This window comes from Cyclobacterium roseum (genome assembly GCF_010119225.1).
Classification (GTDB): domain Bacteria; phylum Bacteroidota; class Bacteroidia; order Cytophagales; family Cyclobacteriaceae; genus Cyclobacterium; species Cyclobacterium roseum.
Window position 1 is genome coordinate 199,594 of record NZ_WNKF01000007.1, and the last position, 21,234, is coordinate 220,827.

Consider the following 21,234-nt stretch of genomic DNA (forward strand, 5'->3'; position numbering starts at 1 on the left):
GTCCTATTTTCAAATTCTGGAAAAAGATTTAATCCCCGACGAAATAGTATATTAGTTTTAAATTGATAAATAAAATAGCATATAAACAATAATTTTTAAGCTATTTCATTCTTAAGCAAATTTTGATAGCTTTGTCTTTCTTGTAACAAACGAAGAACGAATGCACTATTTGCTATTTTTGGTCTTACTTTTTGGAATTTCCCTAAAAGCAGAAGCAAAAAAGGATAGTTTAAAAAAAAGAGCATACAATCGGGTACTGAATATTGGCCAGGACTATGGTACAGACAAGAGTAGCCTGGAATTGCCGGCGAGCAGTCGTACGGAGTACTTGAACCGGGACACCACCTGGTTAAAAGTAGGCGGGGCTTTTCGCCTGAACAATATTTACACTCACTACGAGGGAGAAACCTTTCCCTTAGGAACGTTTTTAAGAAATGAATGGACCTGGGACACCTGGAGACTCAATGTGGATGCCTATAGTGAAGGCATTCAACTTTCCTTTGAATACCGATTTTACCCAACCTTTAATACTCATTTTTTAAAATACGGATGGCTAGGGTACCGGTTCAATGAAAAAACCAATCTGAAAATGGGGGTGACCCAAGTTCCATTTGGTCTGTTAACCTATGCTTCCCATAGTTGGTGGTTTCAGCTCCCCTATTACCTGGGCTTGGAAGATGATTATCAGATGGGATTTCATCTTTCCCACCAGACAGAGGGCTGGCGTTTGGATGGAGCCTATTTTTTATTGGCAGAGCCCAGAGGTACCAATGAAGCGACTTTTGGAGCCTTTTCTACCGCCAGGTACTCTTATGATGTGGTACCCATTCCGGGCAATTCCAACATCGAGCGACACCAGGTCAATCTCCGGGCAGTAAAAAACTGGTCGGGGCATGAACTAGGGATTTCCCTGCAGCGCCATGAATTGTACAATCTGCAAACCGGTCATAAGGGATCGAATTTGGCAGCATCGCTACACCATGAGGCGAATTGGGGTAATTGGAATTTGAAAGCAGAGGCGATTTATTATACCTATGACGATGTAAGAAACGATGATGGGGAGGTACTGGATGTGGTCCAAATGGGTGCTTATGGCTTTGGAACGTACGATGTGGCCAATAGCGCGGCACTTTATGTGATTGGATTGGCCTATGACATTCCGCTGGATTGGGGGCCGGTTAGTAACGTCCAGTTGTATAATGATTACACATTGATGGAAAAATTTACTTCGGAACAGAGAGGGCCAGCCTTTGCCTACCGAAAATCCCAGCAAAATGTTTTCGGGGCATTGGTGACCGCCGGTCAGGTATACGCTTATTTTGATGTGGCCATGGGCTATAATCATCCCTGGTTGACCAACACATTTGGTGGAAATGCCCTGGGTACCGGAAGAGGTGTCGATTACAGGCAGCCCATTTCGGATCTAAATCCCACCGCTTCTGATCCAGGTTGGAACACACGTTTGAACATAAATATTGGTTATTATTTCTAAATAAAAGATTTTATGAAAAATAAATACTTCGACATTCATGCGCCGGTATTTTGGCCTTCGGTAGCTTTGATCATCTTGTTTATAACGGTCACGCTTTGGGTGGGAGAACCCATGGAATTGGTCTTTGCCTCCAGTAAGACCTTTATTACAGATAAGACAGGCTGGATTTTTATTATCGCAGTAAATGCCTTTATAGTATTCTGTTTTTACCTCGGATTTAGCAAGTTTGGATCCATTCGTCTGGGAGGCAAGGAAGCCCAACCGGAATTTTCTACAGGAGCCTGGTTTGCCATGCTTTTCAGTGCCGGGATGGGTATTGGGCTTTTATTTTGGGGGGTAGCTGAGCCGGTTTACCATTACGCCATTCCGCCCTATGGGGAAGCTTATTCACTGGAAGCCGCCAAAAGGGCAATGAATCTCTCTTTCTTACATTGGGGTTTCCATGCATGGGCCATTTATGCCGTGGTGGGCCTATCGCTTGCCTTCTTTGCTTATAATCGAAAGTTACCTCTTACCATTCGCTCCGTATTTTACCCCTTGTTGGGAGAAAGGATGAACGGATGGATGGGCAATGTTATTGATGTTTTGGCCGTACTGGCCACGCTTTTTGGTCTGGCTACTTCGCTGGGACTGGGCGTGCAACAGATTAGCGGTGGCTTATTTTACCTTTTCGATATTCCCAATACCATTACTACCCAGGTGTTGCTGATCGCAGGAATTACCCTGGTTGCTACCATTTCGGTGGTTTCGGGTATCGACAAAGGAGTAAAATTTCTTAGTCAGTGGAACGTCCGTATAGCAGCGATTTTATTGATTTTCGTTTTGATTGTGGGCCCTACGCTGTTTGTTTTTCGTTCTTTTGTCCAGAATATGGGAAATTATTTGGGAAGTATTTTGGAAGTATCTACCTGGACGGAAGCCTACAGGGATAATGGCTGGCAAGGGGATTGGACCGTGTTTTACTGGGCCTGGTGGATTTCCTGGTCTCCTTTTGTTGGCATGTTTATCGCCCGGGTTTCCCGTGGTCGGACGATTCGGGAATTTATTTTTGGGGTATTGCTGGTTCCTTCCATATTGACCTTCCTATGGCTTACAGCTATGGGGGGCACGGCGATTTTTCTGGACATGCAGGAACAAGTGCTTTCGGGGAGTCATATCTTAGCGGAAACCATTACGGGTGATGTTTCGATCGCCATGTTCGTTTTTCTTGAAAATTTCCCGTTTAGCGGGATCGGTTCTGTAATTGGTATTTTGCTGGTGACCAGTTTTTTCGTTACCTCTTCTGATTCTGGATCCTTGGTGATAGACAGCATTACTGCGGGAGGTAAACTGGATGCTCCGGTCGGACAGCGAATTTTCTGGGCTACGACTGAGGGAACGGTGGCTGCGGTATTGCTTATTGGAGGCGGGCTGACGGCCCTTCAAACTGCCGCGATCACTACGGGTTTACCGTTTCTGGTGATATTGGTGATCATGTGTTATTCGTTACAGAAGGGATTGAGTCAGGAATATGCCCGTCTCAGCCAATATGATAAGGATTTGGATCGTAAGTCTTACGAAAAAAGGTTATCGGATGTGATTATGAAGAAACTGGAAAAAGAAAAGAAATCATGAAAAAATTAAAAAAAATAGGGTTGTTTATTGACCTGTCGGATCTGGATGAACTGCTTTTGCGATACATCCAGCAACTGGATGAAAAATTTGATTTTGAGCAGCTGACCCTGATTCATTTTGTCGCTCTGGAGGAAATCTCCAAGGAAATAGGGGATATGCTGCCTTATTTGGATAAATCACTGGATGAAATCCTGGAAGAGGAGGCCCTGGAAAAAGTAGAGGCCGTATTCAACGAAAGGAAAAGCAGCATCAACGTCAAAGTATATTCCGGGGGACAACTGGATCAGCTGGTGGAATGGGTAGATGCCCAGAAATACGACCTGGTGTTATTGGGAAAAAAATCGGTACATGGCGGAACAGGTATATTTAGCAGTAAGGTGGTTCGGCTAACTTCCTCCAATACGCTTTTTATTCCGGAAACTTCCAAGGCTTCCATTCAAAAAATTGTGTTGCCTCTTGATTTCTCAGATTATTCTGAAAGCTTGGCTGAAATGGTAAAATCCTTGTCTCAGCATACGGGAGCAGTCGTATTGCCAATGCATGTTTTAAAAGTGGGCATGCAGTATTTTCCTTATATTCGTAAACCTTCTGAATTTCAGGAGGCCCTCGAAAAGAAGGCCATTTCAAATTACGCGAAACTTAAGAAGAAAACCGGGTTAGCCGAAGATTTGGAAATAATCAAAGGCCAGGACGTGCCGGTGAGCAGGAGTATTTATGACTATGCCATACGGAAAGGGGCTGACCTGATCGTTTTGGGAAATAAAGGAAAAACAGATGACGATACCCTGTTGATTGGATCTGTGGCCGAACGTTTAATTGCCTCGGATAAGCATTTGCCGATTTTGATTGTTAAATAAAAGTACGGTTTGCAGAATAGTTTTATAATTTTGTATCGCAATTGAATTTTCACTTTCAAATGGACTTATGCAAGCCGATATAAAAATAGCTGTGCTGATAGATGCAGACAATGTTCCTTCCAATCAGGTAAAAGAGATGATGGAAGAAGTCGCCAAGTATGGTAATCCCACCATCAAACGAATCTATGGGGACTGGACCAAGCCTCAGTTGGGGAAGTGGAAGAATGTATTGCTTGAAAACGCCATCAATCCCATCCAGCAATATGGCTATACCTCCGGCAAAAACGCCACCGATTCGGCCATGATCATAGATGCCATGGATATCCTCTACACCTCAAGAGTGGATGGGTTTTGTTTGGTTTCTAGTGACAGTGATTTTACCAAGTTGGCCACCAGACTCAGAGAGGCAGGGTTAATGGTGATCGGGATGGGGGAGAAGAAAACGCCCGATCCGTTTATTGTCGCCTGCGATAAATTCATTTACCTGGAAATATTACAAAAAGATGGGGACGGTCCGGAAGACAATAAGGAAAGAACCAAAACCAGGCCCCAGGTCGACAAAATCAATCCAAAGCTTATCCGACTAATTTCCTCTACCATTTCAGATTTGGCCGATGATGATGGGTGGGCATTTATGGGAGACGTGGGCAATCTGCTGCAGAAAAAACAACCCAATTTTGATTCCAGAAATTATGGTTTCCAGAAGTTAACACCCCTGATTGGGTCCATAAACAAATTTGAAGTCGAGCAGCGGGAAAACCAAAAAGGTAAGTACAAACTAATATATGTAAGAAATAAGGTTTAGGTTAATTGTTTGGGTATATTTTGGGGATGGTGAAGTAAAAAGAGGTACCCAGGCCTTCGCGCGATTCCAGCCAGACTTCTCCCCCCAGATTTTCGATGATTTTTTTGACAATGGCCAATCCCATACCGGTTCCCTGATACTTGTCTTTTTGATGAAGCCGCTGGAATAAGACGAATATTTTCTGAAAATAGTCCGGGTGAATACCGATGCCGTTGTCAGTCACCTGGAAAAGCCATTTGCTCCCTTGATCTTGGCTGCTTAGGTGAATTTTGGGAGGGACATCCTTTTTGGAGTATTTGAGTGCGTTGCCCAGGAGGTTTTGAATCACAAGCGAAAGAAAGCTGGAGTGGCTGGTTATTTTGGGTAGCGGCCCATGAGTAACTTCCGCGTTTAGGGTCTCAATTTCCTCCGCCAGGGTGATTTTGGCCTCCTCCCACAAAACGCTCATATCCACTTCATGAGCGGGGTCCTGAATGGTCTGGATACGGGAGTATTTCAGGAGGTCCAGAATCAATTGCCTCATGCGATTGGCACCATCCACTGCGTGCATGATATACGATTTCCCCTTTTCGTCGATCAGGTTTGCGTAGCGCTTTTCTATTAACTGCAAAAACCCGGTCACCATGCGTAAAGGCTCTTGCAGGTCGTGGGAAGCCACGTAAGTGAAGTGTTCCAGTTCTTCGTTTTTCGATTCTACTTCCGCAAGGGATCGCTTTAAGGCATCTTTTTGCCGCTCTAGCGCTTTCTGGAGGGAATACTGCTCTTCCAAACTTGTCTGAAGCCCCTTGAAAAGGATGGGAATCAGTACGATAAAAACGACGTTCAAGAAAATCAGGTTGGCGGATATAGCGACCCAGGTTTTTATATCTACCGAAGCAGCGTACTGTGATTGAAAGGGGTTACCCTCCTGTATTAGCCATCCAAAAATCAGGCAACTGGCTAAATTTAAATACAAACTTATCCAGCGGCTTTTTCCAGGTAAAACCAGGATCATGAAAACCGAAATGGCAAGTAGGTACAGCAGGCCCGGTCCGAAATTCCCTAAATAGTAGATCAATACAATCCCGATACCGTAGGTGATGCCTATAAAAAGCCATTTTCGGATGATAAGCCGAATACCCGGAAGGTGGGTTATAAGCAGTAGCCCAGCAATGGCAATTCCGTCGGCTACAATTAAACCGTTAAGTGAAGTAATGTAGGAAAGGTATATTCCGGGTATCAACGTGATCAGGCACAGGGGAATGATGAAGAGAAGTGTGGTGACAAACAAGTAATCTCTCCAGTAGTTGAGGGGGTCTTTGATTTTGCCGGTTTCCAGACAGGTGCTGAAAACATGATACCGGTATTTTTTCCATGCCCTTTCAACTAAACTTTCATCGACGGAATGCTCCTTTTTCATTGATAATACAGCTGTGTAACAAAACAAAAATAACTAAAAATGACTTTTAGGTAGTTTTCAAAATTAACCAATATTTTTTACAAGTCTTACTTCTTTTAATTATAGGTAAAAGAAGGGTTTTTAATCGGTAACCGCTATTATTTCCGGTGTGTTGGTTGGTGAAGTAGCTGGAGTCATTCAAAAGATGCATCATTTTTGTACCTTTCAATAAAAACAAGGTTTTGAAAAGTAACATTGGAAATACCTCTCTTCTGCTGGCGATCGCCGGGTTTATCGCCCTGGAGGTAGGCATTCATAGCGGTTGGCTGGAGGGAGCTTACTGGCGTATTTTAGCTACGGGGTTTGAAGCAGGAACCATCGGAGGGTTGGCTGACTGGTTTGCTGTTAGCGCACTTTTCTACGAGATCCCCATCCCATTTGTTCGTAAACATACCAACATCATCGTCAAAAACAGAGAAAAGTTGACCGAAGGAATCGTGGAATTGGTCACGACCAAATGGCTATCACCTGACGTTCTTCGTGAAAAACTGGCAGGCCTATCCATAGCCGACTCCCTGCTTCGATCTATGGAGGAAAAAGCGCAGGTAGAAAAGTGGTTGAATTTTATACGGTTGGTGCTAGTTCGATTATCAGGGGAGTTAAACCACCCGAAGCTTCCGGTTTTTTTGCAAAAAGTGCTTAAAGACCGGGTGCAGCAAGTGGATATTGCCGGGCCTTTGGGACGTTGGCTACAGGCGACGATCAGAGAAAAAAAGCATCACGACCTGGTCCAAATGGGACTGGATCAATTTTCCCTATCCATTCAGGAGCCGGACACCCGGCAATTGGTGCTTCAAAAATTACACGCTGCCCTCAAGCAATACGCAGAAAAGGATTGGGTGAAAAAATCGGCCGTTTGGCTGGGACAAAAAACCGGCGGAATAGATCCCGAAGTGCTTACCGATCGGATTCTAGATTTGGCACTGCTCCTGCTGGAAGAAGTAAAAAACGACCCCTCCCATCCGCTACGGGAAAAACTGGACCAGTACCTGTTGGAATTTGCCGACAATCTGGAGAATGGGGAAGAAAAAACCCTTGCTTATTTGGAAAGGTTGAAACAAAGCTGGGTACTGAATGAACAAACCAAAGCCATGATCCAGCAAGTGCTGGACCGGTTGAAAGACGGGATGCAGGCCCAACTGCAGCACACCGATACCATCTTAATGCGGCTTATTCATCGACAATTGACTCGCTTACTAGATGACCTGCGCCAGGACCAGGAGGGAAGGGCTCAATTGGATGAGTGGATCAGGGCCACGGTGACGCAACTGGTCAACCGGTACCATCATGAACTGGGAAATATGGTTCGTAGCAGCCTGGGTAAATTGGATGACAAAGGCATCATGCTTCAGATTAAGCATAAGGTCGGAAATGACTTGCAATACATTCGGTTAAATGGGGCAGTTGTGGGAGGCTTGGTTGGCATAGCCATAGCCCTGATTCGTTGGTTTCTACTATAAATTATTATGGAATGGATCAAGCAAGATGCAGCGATTGAGTAGCCCCCTGACTTGTCTGAAGGGGATTTCAGGGCAGGTATTTTAATGCTTGCCAAAAAGCCCTATTTTTATTAGCTTCATGGGGTGATTTTTATACCCCTACAATATCCGGATTATGAGTCAGATCATTGCAAAAATTTTGGAAGTGCCCCCGCCGGTCGTTCGAGAGGAAATTCGTGAGTTAAACGAGATGCTGGATCATGAGCTTCCCTTCAAAAAACTAGATCACAATATATTGATAGCTACCTGGAATATCCGGACTTTTGGCGGGTTAACGGAAAAATGGGAAGCCGGAGATAGTGATTCTCCCAAACGGGACCTTCATTCCCTTTTGGCCATCGCTCAAATTATTTCCAGATTTGATATTATTGCGGTGCAAGAACTCAAAGGAAATCTTAAGGCCTTCCGTCACATGTTGAAGCTATTGGGAAATAACTGGAGTTTTATCCTTACAGATGTTTCCGGAGGCGACCTCGGTAACGATGAAAGGCTCGCTTTTTTATTTGATACCCGCAAAGTGAAACTTTCGGGGTTGGCATGTGAATTGGTGGTTCCCAATGAAAAAATTGAGGCAATCAAACCAGGTGCTTTTTCCCGGCAATTTGCCCGAACACCCTATGCCGTGGGGTTCAGAGTGGAAGATAAAACCTTTGTACTAGTGAGCATGCACGTATTGTATGGAAAATCGCCGACCGACCGGGAGGGTGAATTGAAGGCAATAGCAGCGTGGTTGAAAGATTGGGCAAGTGATATGCGGTCATTTGACCAAAGCCTGGTACTATTAGGTGATTTCAATATTGATCGAAAAGGAGACCCGCGATATGAAGCCTTTGTTTCTACCGGGCTTACGGTCCCGGAGGACTTGTGGCATATTCGCCGAACATTGATAGACAATTCGACTAAATTTTACACCCAAATTGCCTGGTTTGAAAATCACCTTCGGATTCCGCAACTTTCCATTAAATACCTGAACGGAGGGGTATTTGATTTTGGACCTCATTTGTTAAAAGGCAGGAATTTATCTCCTTTCCAGATGTCCTGGAGAATTTCAGATCATTTGCCACTTTGGGCGGAGTTTTCGACCAAAAGCTGAATTTTTGATAAGTTTCGATATCTTTACATAGAACTAACATTTTTAATTTATGTATTTTAGGTATTTCATTTTAGGTATTGTATTCCTGTGCATGGCATGTGGACAGAGGCCTCCGAAGGAGCCGGTTTCGCTTAAAATAAACCACCTTCAATTAATTGGAAGTCATAACAGCTATAAACTACCGATACCGCCCAAAATTATGGAGGCGATTGAATCGAACGACCCGGATCTGGCCGCCAGCCTGGACTACAGTCATCCATCGGTTTGGGAGCAATTGTCCATGGGATTACGATTACTGGAACTGGATGTTTACCGGGATCCGGAGGGCGGTCGGTTTAGTGAGCCATTAGGTCAGGCATACATGGAGGAGGAGGTATTGGATTCAGCCAGGAAAGCTGCTTTTGAGCAACCGGGTTTTAAAGTATTTCATGTTCAAGACATTGATTTTAGAAGCCATTATCCCCTATTGGAGGATTATCTGACGGAATTGAAAACCTGGTCCTCCTTGTACCCCGATCATTTACCGGTTTTTATAACGGTCAATGCCAAAGATGCCAATTATCCAGAACGGCGAATGACAGCGGCGCTGCCCTTTGGAAATAATGCGTTTCTTGAACTGGACGAATTGATTCTGCAGGTATTGGGGGAGGAGAAGTTGATCAGCCCAAAGGAAATTATCGGTCCCCATGTCGATCTGAAAACAGCCATTTCAGAATCAGGCTGGCCCGATATTCAGGACTTGAGGGGTAAATTCATTTGGATTTTGGATGAAAAGAGAGAGAAGTTAGATGCTTATTTGTCCCGGAAAGAAGGAAGCAGGGAGCCGCTTTTTTTCGTTAACGTTCCTGAAACACATCCCATGTCTGGAATTCATATTCTCAATGATCCCATCGGACAGCAAGATGCAATAAAAGCGTTGGTTGAAAAAGGATATTTGGTTAGAACCAGGGCAGATGCTGAGACCCGGGAGGCCAGGGCCAATGATAGGAATCGGATGGAAGCCGCTTTTGGGAGTGGGGCTCAGCTAATCAGCACGGATTACTATCGGCCAGATCCCCGTTTTGAGGGAAGCTACCAGGTAGTATTTCCCGATAACTCGTACCAACGGATAAACCCATTTTTCTCCATGGATGAAATGCCGGCAGAGGTATTGGAGGAACCTATTGACCGGGTCATAGCACTGAGTCCGCAGACCTTTCAGTATGCCTCCCAGCGTGAAAAGCCGCTGTTGTTGGATGTGCGTACGCAGGCAGAAGTGGATGAAGGTATGATTGCGGGGGCTAAGCACATCGATTTTATGCAGGCCGACTTTTCCCAGAGGATAGAAAAACTGGAAAAAGGGCAGCCCGTTTTTGTCTATTGCAAGGTTGGAGGTAGAAGTGCCAAGGCGGCCGCACAGATGAGGGAAATGGGGTTTGAAAAGGTATATCATCTAGATGGCGGACTTGATGACTGGAAATCTTTGGGCCTCCCGGTATCCCATTAACCTGGTATTGGATAAAATCAATAGTTAATTTTGAAAAATCGGTATGAAACTAAACATAGTTAAAGAGGATCCCTGGTTAGAAGATTACAAGGAGGAGATTTATCAGCGATGGATCCGGTTTCAGTTGGCCAAAGAGGAATTGGTAAATGTGGAGGGAAGTCTTTCTGAATTTGCCAGCGGCCACCTGTATTTTGGAATCAACTTTGATACGCGACGACATGGTTGGGTGTACCGGGAATGGGCACCGGAGGCTGACGCACTTTTCCTAACGGGGGACTTTAATGGCTGGGATCGGAATGCACATCCTCTGGAAAGAAATCAATGGGGCGTATGGGAGTTATTTTTACCTTTTGAATCCTACAAAGAGAAGCTTGTTCATAAAAGCCTGGTAAAGGTTCATGTGAAAGGAGGAGGCAAGTCCAGAGACCGGATTCCAGCCTATATCCGAAGGGTAGTTCAGGATGAACAGACCAAAGATTTTTCCGGACAACTTTGGTTTCCGGATTCTCCTTTTGTATGGACGGACGGTGAATTTTCCCCGGCATACAATCAAGAGGGGCCGCTTATTTACGAATGTCACGTAGGGATGGGGCAAGAGAAGGAAGGCGTGGGTACCTATCGAGAGTTTGCCGATGCCATATTACCAAAAGTAAAAAAGCTGGGATACAATGCCATTCAGCTGATGGCAATCATGGAGCATCCTTATTACGGATCTTTCGGGTACCATGTTTCCAATTTTTTCTGCCCTTCCAGCCGGTTCGGAACCCCTGAAGATTTAAAATACCTGGTCAATACCGCCCACAAGCTGGGTATTGCGGTAATCATGGATGTGGTTCACTCCCATGCAGTCCAAAATGTATCAGAAGGTTTAAACGAATTTGACGGTTCGGATCATCAGTATTTCCATGCAGGTCCAAGGGGATACCATGACGTTTGGGACTCGAAATTATTTGACTATGGTAAGTGGGAAGTGAAACGATTTTTGTTGTCTAGTTTAAAATATTGGCTGCAGGAATTTCATTTTGACGGGTTTCGATTTGACGGGGTTACCTCCATGCTCTACTTTCATCACGGACTGATTACCTTCGATCATTTCGAAAAATACTTTCACAAGGATGTAGATTGGGATGCCATTATTTACCTGCAGCTGGCCAACGCCTTAATAAAGGAAGTCAAAGGCAGTGCCATTTCCATTGCTGAAGAGGTGAGCGGAATGCCCGGTGTATGCCGTCAGCCGGAAGAGGGAGGCATTGGTTTTGATTATCGGATGGCCATGGGCATTCCTGATTTTTACATCCGAATGCTTAAGGAAAAAAGAGACGAAGACTGGGATATTCTGGAATTCTGGAAGGAGCTCAGTGATCGCAGGTATCGGGAAAAAACGATCGCCTATGCCGAATCACATGATCAGGCACTGGTAGGTGATAAATCGATCGCCTTTTGGCTCATGGACAAGGAAATGTATTTTCACATGCAGGTCGATGATAAAAATATCGTTATTGACCGGGGGATGGCCTTGCACAAGCTTTTTCGCTTATTCACCAGCAGCCTGGGAGGAGAAGGTTACCTTAATTTTATGGGCAATGAATTTGGCCATCCTGAATGGATCGATTTCCCCAGGGAAGGAAATAACTGGAGTTACCAGTATGCCCGTAGGCAATGGAGCCTGGCGGAAGACCCCAAACTCAGGTATTCGTTTTTGCTTCAATGGGACAAAGCCATGATTCAGCTAATCAAAGCAAACAAGGTTTTGTTGGCACCGTTTGCAGAACAATTGCATGCAGATCCTAAAAATAAGGTGTTGATTTTCCAGCGGGGGGAATTGGTTTTTGCTTTTTCGTTTCATCCGGAAGCATCCATTCCGGATTATCAATTCCGGGCTCCGGCGATGGGACAGTATCAATTGATGCTCAATTCCGACGACCAGGAATTTGGTGGGTTTGGTAGGATTGATTCTTCCAAGGCCTATTTCACCAATCAAAACCAGCAATTGAGCATCTATATGACCAACCGAACGGCTCTGGTCTTTAAACGAGTTGATTGAAAACATCCAATTATTATTTGGATGAAATCCATAAAAACCGGAAATTAAGAAATAAGCATTGGTGTTTCTTCTTATTTGCTTAATATTACGGTTAAATCGTTGAATATTAGCCAATGGCCATGAACGTCGTGATTGCAGGTGCAGGAGATATGGGATATCACTTAGCCGAACAGCTTAGCTATGAAAATAAGAATATTATTCTGATAGATCTTGACAAAGATGTTTTAGACAATATAGGCTCCCGACTGGATGTAATGACGGTAGAGGGAGATTCCGCCTCTATTGAAATATTGAAGAAAGCCAATATTCACAATGCGGAGCTCATGCTGGCAGTTACTACCTCCGAGAAAACGAATATATGTGCAGCCGTGCTGGCCAAACAACTAGGAGCCAAAAAAGTGATCGCCAGGGTTCGGAATCACGATTACCTCTACCCGGAAAACAAAGTTTACTTTGAGAATCTGGGAATTGATTCCATTATTTCACCCTCCATGCTTTGTAGTAAGGAGATTTCACGCCTCATGAAACGATCTACCTTTTCGGATGTGATCGAATTTGAAGGCGGGAAATTAAGTGTGGTGGGAATAACCCTGGAATACGATTCTCCCCTGGTAAACAAAAGGCTTTCGGATGCCACCACCGATCCTATTTTTGAAGATATTCGGATCATCGCTATCGTCCGGGATCACCGGACCATCATTCCAAGAGGAGATACCTATATCCGAAATAACGACCATGTTTTTTTTATCTCCAATAACAAGTCCGTAGATACCGTCAAAAATCTGGTACGGCACAAAGAGAAGGAAATCCATAGTGTCATGTTAATCGGTGGAGATGATTTGGCCTACTCTACTGCGAAAGAGTTGGAAAACGAATACGGCGTCACCCTCGTGCACAATGAAAAAGAGCGTTGTAAATGGCTGGCGGAGCGGCTGGATTCCACCTTGGTCATCCATGGAGATTATAAGAATATCAACCTGCTCATAGAGGAAGGACTGGAAACGACGGATAGTTTTTTGGCGCTAACAAGTAGTTCGGAGACCAATATCATCACCAGTCTCAGTGCAAAAAACCATGGTGTCTATAAAACCATCGCCCATGTGGATACCAGGGAGTACATTCACATTTCCCACAGTATTGGCGTGGATTCCCTGATAAATAAAAAGCTGGTAGCTGCCAATCACGTGAGTCGATACCTGACCAAAGGAAAGGTGGAAGCCGTCTCAGGTATCCATGGAGTAGAAGCGGAATTTGTACAATACCTGGTAACCAAAAATAACCGGCTGACTAAGAAAAATCTAAAAGCCCTGCATTTTCCAAATTCGGCCATAGTTGCCGGAGTTATCCGGGGTGAGGATGTGTATATACCTGATGGAGAATTCCAGCTAAAGTTAAACGACAAAGCCATCGTTTTGGCGCTACCGGAGGCCAAACCCGTCCTGGAAAAACTATTTAACTAATCATGATTCACTACAAGGCCATTTTGAAAGTAATGGGAGGGCTGATGATGCTTCTGGGTGTCCTGATGTTTCCCAGCATTGCCTTTTCATATTATTACCAAAGTGGTGATGAGATTACCTTGATTGGTTCGGCTTTGATATGTCTGGCAGTAGGCGGTACTTTTTTTTACTCTTTTGCCAATCAGGACCAAAACATCCGCAAACGGGAAGGGTACATGATCGTAGCGATGAGCTGGATAATCATGTCGGTTTTTGGGATGATGCCCTATATTTTTAGCGGAAGTATTCCGGTGGTTACCGATGCCATTTTTGAAACCGTGTCCGGTTTTACCACCACCGGTGCCTCCATCCTTACCGATATAGAGCGTCTCCCCGCAGGAATATTGCTTTGGAGAAGCATGACCCAATGGATAGGAGGCTTAGGGATTATTGTATTGACGGTTGCCATCTTTCCACTCTTGGGTATCGGGGGGATTGAGCTATTTGTAGCAGAATCTCCGGGACCGACCTCAGATAAGGTGCATCCTCGAATTCGGGAAACCGCCAAACGCCTTTGGTTCATTTATGTAGGATTGACCATTGTGTTAGTAGCCCTGTATTACCTGGAAGGCATGAGCTTTTTCGATGCCATGAATCATTCCCTAACCACCATGTCTACGGGTGGATTTTCGACCAAAAACGCCAGCATGGCCTATTTTGAAAGTCCACTTATACAGTACACAGCTATTCTATTTATGTTTCTGGCAGGGACCAATTTCACCCTGCTTTATTTCGCCTTCAAAGGCAGGTTTAGCAGGATTTGGGCAAGTGATGAATTCAGAGCCTACTTGATCTCGTTGAGCCTATTGGTTGTTGGCATCGCCGCTGCCATTTATTACCTGGTGCCGGGAAATATAGAGAAAATATTTCGGGATGCCATGTTTCAGGTGGTTTCCTTAATAACCACAACAGGTTATGTGACAGCAGATTATACCTCCTACAGTGATGGCCTGACGATTATCTTCTTTATGATGCTGTTTATGGGAGCCTGTGCCGGATCCACCAGCGGAAGCATTAAATTTATTCGCCACCTGACATTTGTAAAAAATTCTACCCTTGAGTTCAAACGGATTGTCCACCCCCGTGCCGTGGTTCCCCTGAAGATTAACGGCGAGCGCGTTACCGGTAAAATCATTACCCACATTATGAATTTTCTGCTCCTGTACCTGATGATTTTTGTGTTGGGATCAATCGTAATGTCCATTGCCGGATACGATATGATTACTTCCTTTGGCGCTGTAGCGACTTCCCTGGGCAATGTCGGGCCGGGAATAGGCAGGGTGGGCCCCGTAGATAATTTTGCCTTTCTCTCCCCATTTGCGAAATTATTTCTCAGCTTTTTAATGTTATTGGGGAGACTGGAATTATTTACCATATTGGTCTTATTTTCGCCTTATTTCTGGCGTGCCAACTAAATTTATATTCTACCTATGAAGCCTATTGTCATCGCTGTTTTTACTGCCCGGGAATGGGGCTTTAAGGGGAATCCAGCAGCTGTACTGCTTTCCAAAAGCTGGCTTTCCGATGAAGAAATGCAGGGTCAAGCCCGAAAAATTGGGATGCCCGCTACCTCCTTTATAGTTAAAGATAAAGAGGGGAATTTCCGGGTTCGCTGGTTTGCCCCCGACGAGGAAATCGGACTTTGTGGCCATGGAGCTGCCGCTGCGGGTATTTTCTTGGCGAACGAAACGGGTCAAGAAAAAGTAAACTTGCAGTATGATGGCGGTAACATAGGCGTGGAATTAAAGGGAAATACTTTTTTTATGACCTTGGAGGGGATTCCTTTGAAAAAAAGAATGGAAGTGCCACAGCCAATAAAAGATGGATTGAGTATACCCATTTTGGAAATGTACGAAACAGAAAACAAACACCTGATCGTAACCGATTCCGAAGCCTCAGTGGCTCAAATGAAGCCAGATTTTGCCCGATTGCGCCAGTCTTCTATTTTTGGTTACGCGGTGACAGGGCCGGGAGATCGGGTTGATTTTGTAAGTCGCACCCTGGTGCCTCATGTGCAGCAATTAGAGGATCATGCCACCGGATCTTCCCACGCAATCCTGGTTCCTTACTGGGCCGCCAAACTGGCAAAAAGCCGGATGGAATCCTATCAGCTAAGTCCCAGGGGAGGCCGATTTTATAGCGAATGGAAAGAAGGTAAGGTGGTGCTTTCGGGAAATTTCGAAAAGGAATAGGGATTTAATGACAGGATGTCAGTATGAAGACTTTCGTTTTGACTATTTAAATATTGGATGGGAATATTTCAATTAAATCTTAATTTCCTGGTTTTTCCATAGAATTTTTTTTCGCTGGTATAATTATTGCTTTTTTATTTTGCAACGTTTTTTAAATCAACGAGAAACAAAATATATAAAGCATGGAATACCGGAAGGTTCTCATCAAATATGGTGGGAATGCAATGATAAATGAGGAGTTGAAACTTGCAATCGCCCAAAAAATTAAATCCCTGCAAGATCATGGTAGCCAGGTGATTCTGGTCCATGGCGGTGGCCCATTTATTAACAAATCCCTTGAAGAGGCAGGCATAAAAACTCAATTTTTTGACGGTCACAGGCATACCAGCCAGGAGGCACTTCGCTGTATCGAAAAAACCCTGAAAGGAGAAGTAAACAGTTCCCTCGTTAACCTGCTTAACAAACAGGGGCTAAAAGCCGTGGGACTGTCCGGAAAGGACGGTCAATTAGCCATCGCTCAAAAAAGGTGGCATCAGGGCAAAAATGAGAAGGGCGAAGCAACCCGACTGGACCTGGGGCAGGTAGGCGATGTAAAAGTAGTCAACTCAAAATTGCCCGAATTACTTCTTGAAAATGGTTTTACACCCGTTGTCACGTGCATCGCATCGGATGAGAATGGCAATGACTTCAATATTAATGGGGACGTATTTGCAGGTAAAATTGCTGCCGCTCTGAAAGTAGATGCTTATATTGTGCTTACGGATGTGGATGGGCTGTATTTGGATTTTCCAGATCCAGCTTCCATTTTAAAAGAAGTGAAGGTAAAGGAGATGGGTAGTTATTTTGGTACTGTCATTAAAGGGGGGATGATTCCCAAAATCGAATCCTGCCTGGCCGCCGTAGACGCGGGAGTTAGGAAAGCTGTGATTCTAAACGGCACCCGTCCAGATCAGATTTCAGATTACATCATCAATCATCAATCGATAGGAACAACTATAACTCAATAAACATGCAAATTTCAAACGAATATTTATATGAGGAGGACAAAAAATATTATTTACCCACCTTCAAGCGCTTTCCTCTTGCCCTGATTAAAGGTAAAGGAAGTAGGGTATGGGATGCAGATGGAAAAGAATACATAGACATGTTGGCTGGAATAGCTGTAAATAATGTCGGTCACTGCCATCCAAAAGTCGTGAAAGCCATTCAGGATCAGGCAGCTGAATTAATTCACATATCCAATTTTTTTGTTAGCCCGCCACAGGTGGCATTAAGTAAGCTTCTAGTGGATCTTAGCCGTCTGGAGCACGTCTTTTTGAGTAATAGTGGTGCTGAATCGGTAGAGGGTGCTATAAAAGTAGCGCGAAAATACGCATCCAAACAGGGACGGGGAGGAGCTATCATCTCCATGAAAAATTCCTTCCATGGCAGAACGCTGGCAACCATTGCTACGGGGCAGAAAAAGTACCAAAAAGGATTCGCTCCTATACCGACCGGGTTTGTCCAGGTCGACTTCAATGATATTCAGGCACTTCAGGCCGCCATTACAACGGACACCGCAGCCGTTATCCTCGAACCCGTACAGGGAGAAGGTGGTATCGTCCCCGCTCAAAAAGAATACTTGCAGGCGGTCAGAAAACTTTGCGATGAAAATGACGTGTTGCTGATTTTCGATGAGATTCAATGTGGAATCGGCAGGACCGGACACTTTTTTGCAAAAGACCATTACGGGGTGCAGCCGGATATAATGACCCTTGCAAAAGGGTTAGGTGGAGGAACCCCCATAGGTGCTTTTCTATGCAATAAAAAAGTGGGCGATGCCATCGATTTTGGGGACCATGGAACAACCTTCGGTGGAAACCCCCTGACTTCTGCTGCGGCCCTGGCAACGATCAAAGCCATCATGGAGGAAAACCTGATCCAGGCAGCTCGTGAAAAAGGCAATTGGCTAATGGGAATCATCCGATCCTGGGCAAAAGAGCACCCCATGATCCGGGAAGTTCGCGGGCTGGGATTAATGATCGGGGTTCAATTGGATCGCCCGGCGGCACCCCTGGTAAAAGCCCTTATGGACGAAGGAGTCATTGCAAATGCCACTGCCGAATCGGTATTGCGTTTGGTCCCTCCTTTAAATATTCCCGAGGAAGACTTGGTAAAGGTCCTGGATAAATTAAAAGCCATCATCAGTTCGATCGAAAAAAATGAACAATAAAAACTATCAAATAGGCATTGTCGGTGCTTCGGGTTATACCGGATCCGAGCTTGCCCGGATTCTAATTAACCACCCTCAAACGAATATTGCTTCGATTACCTCCGAATCTCACAAAGGAAAGCAATTTTCAGACTTACACGGGCAATTTTCAGGCATCGTGGATCAGGAGCTCGTAAGTGCAGAGGAGTTGGACGTAAAAGGGTTGGATGTATTGTTTTTAGCACTTCCCCACGGGGTTTCCATGGAATTTGTTAAACGGTGGAAGGATTCCGGGATCAAGATCATCGATTTGTCCGGAGACTTCAGGCTTTCCAGTCCGGAAACATACGAAGAGTGGTATAAAAAGGACCATACCTTTCCGGAAGGCTTTGATGCGGCGGTTTATGGAATGCCTGAGCTACATGCAGCGACCATTAAAAAGGCCCGATTGGTAGCCAATCCCGGATGCTACCCCACCGCTTCCATACTAAGTCTGGCGCCACTATTTCACTCCGGGTTAGGGATCGATCCCAATGGAGCCATTATCGATGCAAAATCTGGTATCACAGGTGCGGGAGTTAAAGCCAGTAATACCACTCATTTTTCGAATGTGAATGATAATTTCAAGGCCTATGGTATTGGGAGTCACCGACACACCGTTGAAATTCAGGAACAGCTTTCGTTTTTAGTGAAAAAATCGGTTAATTTACAATTTACCCCCCATTTATTACCCGTGGACAGGGGGATATTAGCAACCTCTTACCTGGCATTGGATGCGGGAATGACTCAGAAGAAACTGGATGCGATGTATCTGGACTTTTACCGGGACAAGCCTTTCGTCCGAATCAGAAAGGAGGCTCCTTCCATTAAAGATGTACGGGGTAGTAATTATGCGGATATATTTCCATTTTGGGATGCCAGAACAAACCGGGCCATCATTATTTCCGCCATTGATAACCTGGTAAAGGGTGCTGCCGGACAAGCGGTTCACAACATGAACCTGATGTTGGGATTGGAAGAATCCATGGGCTTGCACCAGGTACCCATGCAACCATAAACGAAAAGTTGATATGATCAAAAATATTACCAGTGTAAAAGGAATTAAATGCTGGGGGGCACATTCCGGCATTAAATCCATGCGTAGGGATCTCGCCATTATCTATTCGGAGGTACCCGCTGCGGCCGCTGCTACCCTTACTCAAAATAAGGTTCAGGCAGAGCCGATTAAGGTTACAAAAAGAAATCTTAAAAATAACAGGGCTCAGGTAATCGTCTGCAATGCCGGAAATGCCAATGCCTGCACCGGAGAACAAGGAAGACGAGGGGCAGAAGCCATGGCATCCACCATTGCTGAGGCCCTATCCATTTCCCCAGATGATGTGATTGTGGCATCTACGGGGCTAATTGGCGAGCCTTTTCCGACAGAAGATGTAATCGAGGGAATTAAAACCACTGTTCCCAAATTATCCGATGATGGCAAAGCAGGCTCCTTTTTAGCCAATGCCATTTTGACCACGGATACCTTTGCCAAAGAAGGATTTGTGGATTTTGAATGGGAAGGTAAAACCATTGCCATCGGCGGTGTAGCCAAGGGATCGGGGATGATCCACCCAAATATGGCGACCATGCTTTGTTTTCTGGCTTCGGATATTGACATTGAGGAAAAACTGCTGCAAAAGACCCTTAAATACTGCGTGGATCGCTCGTTTAATATGATTACCGTGGATGGGGATACCTCTACCAACGATATGGTCGCTATCCTGGCCAACGGGATGGCAGGTAATAAAAAGGTTACAAGCGAAGATGATCCGCTTTTTCTAAAATTCAAAGACAAACTTCAGGAGCTATTAATTCACCTGGCGAAATTGATCGTCTCGGATGGAGAAGGAGCTTCCAAATTTGTAGAATACAAAGTATCCAAAGCAATTTCAGAAAACGTAGCCATGAAATTGGTGCGGGCCATTTCTGATTCAACGCTTGTAAAAACAGCCATGTTTGGTCGCGATCCCAATTGGGGAAGAATCATCGCCGCCTGCGGAAATGCGGGCATTAACTTTAATTATAAGAAAGCTAATTTATACCTGGGAGATGCGAATAATCAAGTGTTGGTGTTGCAACGAGGTACGCCCACGGAATTCGACAAGAACTACATGAAAAAGCTACTTCGTGAATCACATATTAAAATTAATGTGGAACTCAATACTGGAAAACAAGAGGCAACCGGCTGGGGCTCTGATCTCACGACCGATTATGTGATGTTTAATTCGGTATACACGACCTGATATCATTTTTTTTCGAAAAAGGCCGGGGGAGAAAGGAAACAACTATTTCCAACTCCCCCGGCCTTTTTTTGTGACCGAGGTGGACCTACCTACCCGTCAGAATGTAAGCGGCCCGAATCCCCAGTATTCCTAAATGAAAGGGAGAAGGACCGGCATGTTGGTAACGTAGACTGAGTTCCAAACTTTCCATGGCATATCCCAGTTCCGCGGCAAAAGCAAATTCCAACTGGCTTTCAGAATAGGTATTTGGAGCGTTTTTAAATCTATTGATAAATAGCGCTCCTCCCAGTTGGGGTTCCAGAAAAAAAGGCTGAAAATTCAAGCGATACCCGGCCAGTACCGGGATCAAGTGTAAACTGAGATTTTCTCCGGTAGGTAGTGGGGCATCAATGGGGAAATAGAGGTAGTTCCCAGTCAGGGAAAGCTGGCCCGAAGTACTGGTTCCCACAAGGCCTTTTATAGAGCCTCCAAAACCCGCTGGAAATTGATTCTGATAGTAGTCGTTCAGGGTGATCCCCGCATCGAATCCGAGGTTAACCTGGACATCTCCTTGCTGGGCAAGGCTTTGCCAGGAAAGGAAAATTAAAAACAGTCCGATGAAAGTGGGTTTATACATGTCCTTAGTATTAGTAGAAAATTAAGTAAGTCAAATTCGAAGATAAGAAATAAAAGGAAATTAGACGTTCTACCCCAAAAGGTATTGAATGCAGGCATCGGTTAAATCCATCCATTACTCGCTTTC

The 21,234-nt window shown here is 44.8% G+C and carries 17 protein-coding genes; 15 read left to right on the forward strand and 2 right to left on the reverse strand.

The annotated features are described in order from the left end of the window. Nucleotides 1–160 precede the first annotated feature (160 nt). From GJQ68_RS12170 to GJQ68_RS12185, 4 genes are all read left to right on the forward strand, one after another. The gene (locus tag GJQ68_RS12170; protein ID WP_162417559.1) at nucleotides 161–1,492 is read left to right on the forward strand and encodes a hypothetical protein; all 1,332 of its coding nucleotides are present in this window, start codon (nucleotides 161–163) and stop codon (nucleotides 1,490–1,492) included. Between the two features lie 12 nt (nucleotides 1,493–1,504). After that, entirely contained in the window at nucleotides 1,505–3,106 is a 1,602-nt protein-coding gene (locus tag GJQ68_RS12175; protein ID WP_162417560.1) for a BCCT family transporter, read from the forward strand. Then, nucleotides 3,103–3,963, forward strand: a complete 861-nt coding sequence (locus GJQ68_RS12180) for a universal stress protein (RefSeq protein WP_162417561.1) — start codon at nucleotides 3,103–3,105, stop codon at nucleotides 3,961–3,963. The genes GJQ68_RS12175 and GJQ68_RS12180 overlap by 4 nt, the downstream gene beginning before the upstream one ends. A gap of 67 nt (nucleotides 3,964–4,030) precedes the next feature. Beyond that, nucleotides 4,031–4,768 carry an NYN domain-containing protein gene (locus GJQ68_RS12185; RefSeq protein ID WP_162417562.1) on the forward strand — a complete coding sequence of 246 codons (738 nt, stop codon included), beginning with the start codon at nucleotides 4,031–4,033 and terminating at the stop codon, nucleotides 4,766–4,768. 1 nt (nucleotide 4,769) lies between these two features. On the opposite strand, the gene GJQ68_RS12190 is transcribed toward GJQ68_RS12185, so the two are convergent. After that, nucleotides 4,770–6,167 carry a sensor histidine kinase gene (locus GJQ68_RS12190; protein WP_162417563.1) on the reverse strand — a complete coding sequence of 466 codons (1,398 nt, stop codon included), beginning with the start codon at nucleotides 6,165–6,167 and terminating at the stop codon, nucleotides 4,770–4,772. A gap of 221 nt (nucleotides 6,168–6,388) precedes the next feature. Between GJQ68_RS12190 and GJQ68_RS12195 the strand changes: the two genes are divergently transcribed. From GJQ68_RS12195 to argJ, 11 genes are all read left to right on the forward strand, one after another. Next, on the forward strand, nucleotides 6,389–7,666 hold the full coding sequence (locus GJQ68_RS12195; protein WP_162417564.1) for a DUF445 domain-containing protein: 1,278 nt from the start codon (nucleotides 6,389–6,391) through the stop codon (nucleotides 7,664–7,666). A gap of 154 nt (nucleotides 7,667–7,820) precedes the next feature. Next, complete coding sequence (locus GJQ68_RS12200) at nucleotides 7,821–8,798, forward strand: endonuclease/exonuclease/phosphatase family protein (protein WP_162417565.1); 978 nt, start codon at nucleotides 7,821–7,823, stop codon at nucleotides 8,796–8,798. 91 nt (nucleotides 8,799–8,889) lie between these two features. Next, nucleotides 8,890–10,284, forward strand: a complete 1,395-nt coding sequence (locus GJQ68_RS12205) for a Ca2+-dependent phosphoinositide-specific phospholipase C (RefSeq protein WP_235941468.1) — start codon at nucleotides 8,890–8,892, stop codon at nucleotides 10,282–10,284. A 43-nt stretch (nucleotides 10,285–10,327) separates the two neighbouring features. Continuing rightward, nucleotides 10,328–12,328 (forward strand): alpha amylase C-terminal domain-containing protein, encoded by a 2,001-nt coding sequence (locus GJQ68_RS12210; protein WP_162417567.1) that lies wholly within the window; start codon nucleotides 10,328–10,330, stop codon nucleotides 12,326–12,328. A gap of 113 nt (nucleotides 12,329–12,441) precedes the next feature. Next, nucleotides 12,442–13,788: a Trk system potassium transporter TrkA gene (trkA, locus tag GJQ68_RS12215; protein ID WP_162417568.1), complete on the forward strand. Its 1,347-nt coding sequence runs from the start codon at nucleotides 12,442–12,444 to the stop codon at nucleotides 13,786–13,788. Nucleotides 13,789–13,790: 2 nt separating this feature from the next. Then, nucleotides 13,791–15,242 (forward strand): TrkH family potassium uptake protein, encoded by a 1,452-nt coding sequence (locus tag GJQ68_RS12220; protein ID WP_162417569.1) that lies wholly within the window; start codon nucleotides 13,791–13,793, stop codon nucleotides 15,240–15,242. A 15-nt stretch (nucleotides 15,243–15,257) separates the two neighbouring features. Next, nucleotides 15,258–16,019 carry a PhzF family phenazine biosynthesis protein gene (locus GJQ68_RS12225; protein ID WP_162417570.1) on the forward strand — a complete coding sequence of 254 codons (762 nt, stop codon included), beginning with the start codon at nucleotides 15,258–15,260 and terminating at the stop codon, nucleotides 16,017–16,019. A 182-nt stretch (nucleotides 16,020–16,201) separates the two neighbouring features. Then, complete coding sequence (argB, locus tag GJQ68_RS12230) at nucleotides 16,202–17,026, forward strand: acetylglutamate kinase (protein WP_162417571.1); 825 nt, start codon at nucleotides 16,202–16,204, stop codon at nucleotides 17,024–17,026. 2 nt (nucleotides 17,027–17,028) lie between these two features. Continuing rightward, complete coding sequence (locus GJQ68_RS12235) at nucleotides 17,029–18,231, forward strand: acetylornithine transaminase (protein ID WP_162417572.1); 1,203 nt, start codon at nucleotides 17,029–17,031, stop codon at nucleotides 18,229–18,231. Further along, nucleotides 18,221–19,267, forward strand: coding sequence for an N-acetyl-gamma-glutamyl-phosphate reductase (gene argC, locus GJQ68_RS12240; RefSeq protein ID WP_162417573.1), 1,047 nt, complete (start codon nucleotides 18,221–18,223; stop codon nucleotides 19,265–19,267). Before GJQ68_RS12235 ends, argC begins: the two co-directional genes overlap by 11 nt. Before the next feature lie 13 nt (nucleotides 19,268–19,280). Beyond that, nucleotides 19,281–20,492, forward strand: a complete 1,212-nt coding sequence (gene argJ, locus GJQ68_RS12245) for a bifunctional glutamate N-acetyltransferase/amino-acid acetyltransferase ArgJ (RefSeq protein WP_162417574.1) — start codon at nucleotides 19,281–19,283, stop codon at nucleotides 20,490–20,492. A gap of 85 nt (nucleotides 20,493–20,577) precedes the next feature. On the opposite strand, the gene GJQ68_RS12250 is transcribed toward argJ, so the two are convergent. Beyond that, nucleotides 20,578–21,108, reverse strand: a complete 531-nt coding sequence (locus GJQ68_RS12250) for an outer membrane beta-barrel protein (RefSeq protein ID WP_162417575.1) — start codon at nucleotides 21,106–21,108, stop codon at nucleotides 20,578–20,580. Nucleotides 21,109–21,234: the final 126 nt, after the last annotated feature.

Excerpts from the sequence above, each read along its gene's own strand:
- GJQ68_RS12205 (WP_235941468.1), top strand. The coding sequence starts at position 8,890 with ATGGCATGTGGACAGAGGCCTCCGAAGGAGCCGGTTTCGCTTAAAATA.
- GJQ68_RS12190 (WP_162417563.1), bottom strand. The coding sequence starts at position 6,167 with ATGAAAAAGGAGCATTCCGTCGATGAAAGTTTAGTTGAAAGGGCATGG.
- GJQ68_RS12200 (WP_162417565.1), top strand. The coding sequence starts at position 7,821 with ATGAGTCAGATCATTGCAAAAATTTTGGAAGTGCCCCCGCCGGTCGTT.
- GJQ68_RS12250 (WP_162417575.1), bottom strand. The coding sequence starts at position 21,108 with ATGTATAAACCCACTTTCATCGGACTGTTTTTAATTTTCCTTTCCTGG.
- GJQ68_RS12170 (WP_162417559.1), top strand. The coding sequence starts at position 161 with ATGCACTATTTGCTATTTTTGGTCTTACTTTTTGGAATTTCCCTAAAA.
- GJQ68_RS12210 (WP_162417567.1), top strand. The coding sequence starts at position 10,328 with ATGAAACTAAACATAGTTAAAGAGGATCCCTGGTTAGAAGATTACAAG.
- GJQ68_RS12180 (WP_162417561.1), top strand. The coding sequence starts at position 3,103 with ATGAAAAAATTAAAAAAAATAGGGTTGTTTATTGACCTGTCGGATCTG.
- GJQ68_RS12175 (WP_162417560.1), top strand. The coding sequence starts at position 1,505 with ATGAAAAATAAATACTTCGACATTCATGCGCCGGTATTTTGGCCTTCG.
- GJQ68_RS12185 (WP_162417562.1), top strand. The coding sequence starts at position 4,031 with ATGCAAGCCGATATAAAAATAGCTGTGCTGATAGATGCAGACAATGTT.
- argC (WP_162417573.1), top strand. The coding sequence starts at position 18,221 with ATGAACAATAAAAACTATCAAATAGGCATTGTCGGTGCTTCGGGTTAT.
- GJQ68_RS12225 (WP_162417570.1), top strand. The coding sequence starts at position 15,258 with ATGAAGCCTATTGTCATCGCTGTTTTTACTGCCCGGGAATGGGGCTTT.
- argB (WP_162417571.1), top strand. The coding sequence starts at position 16,202 with ATGGAATACCGGAAGGTTCTCATCAAATATGGTGGGAATGCAATGATA.
- GJQ68_RS12220 (WP_162417569.1), top strand. The coding sequence starts at position 13,791 with ATGATTCACTACAAGGCCATTTTGAAAGTAATGGGAGGGCTGATGATG.
- argJ (WP_162417574.1), top strand. The coding sequence starts at position 19,281 with ATGATCAAAAATATTACCAGTGTAAAAGGAATTAAATGCTGGGGGGCA.
- trkA (WP_162417568.1), top strand. The coding sequence starts at position 12,442 with ATGGCCATGAACGTCGTGATTGCAGGTGCAGGAGATATGGGATATCAC.
- GJQ68_RS12235 (WP_162417572.1), top strand. The coding sequence starts at position 17,029 with ATGCAAATTTCAAACGAATATTTATATGAGGAGGACAAAAAATATTAT.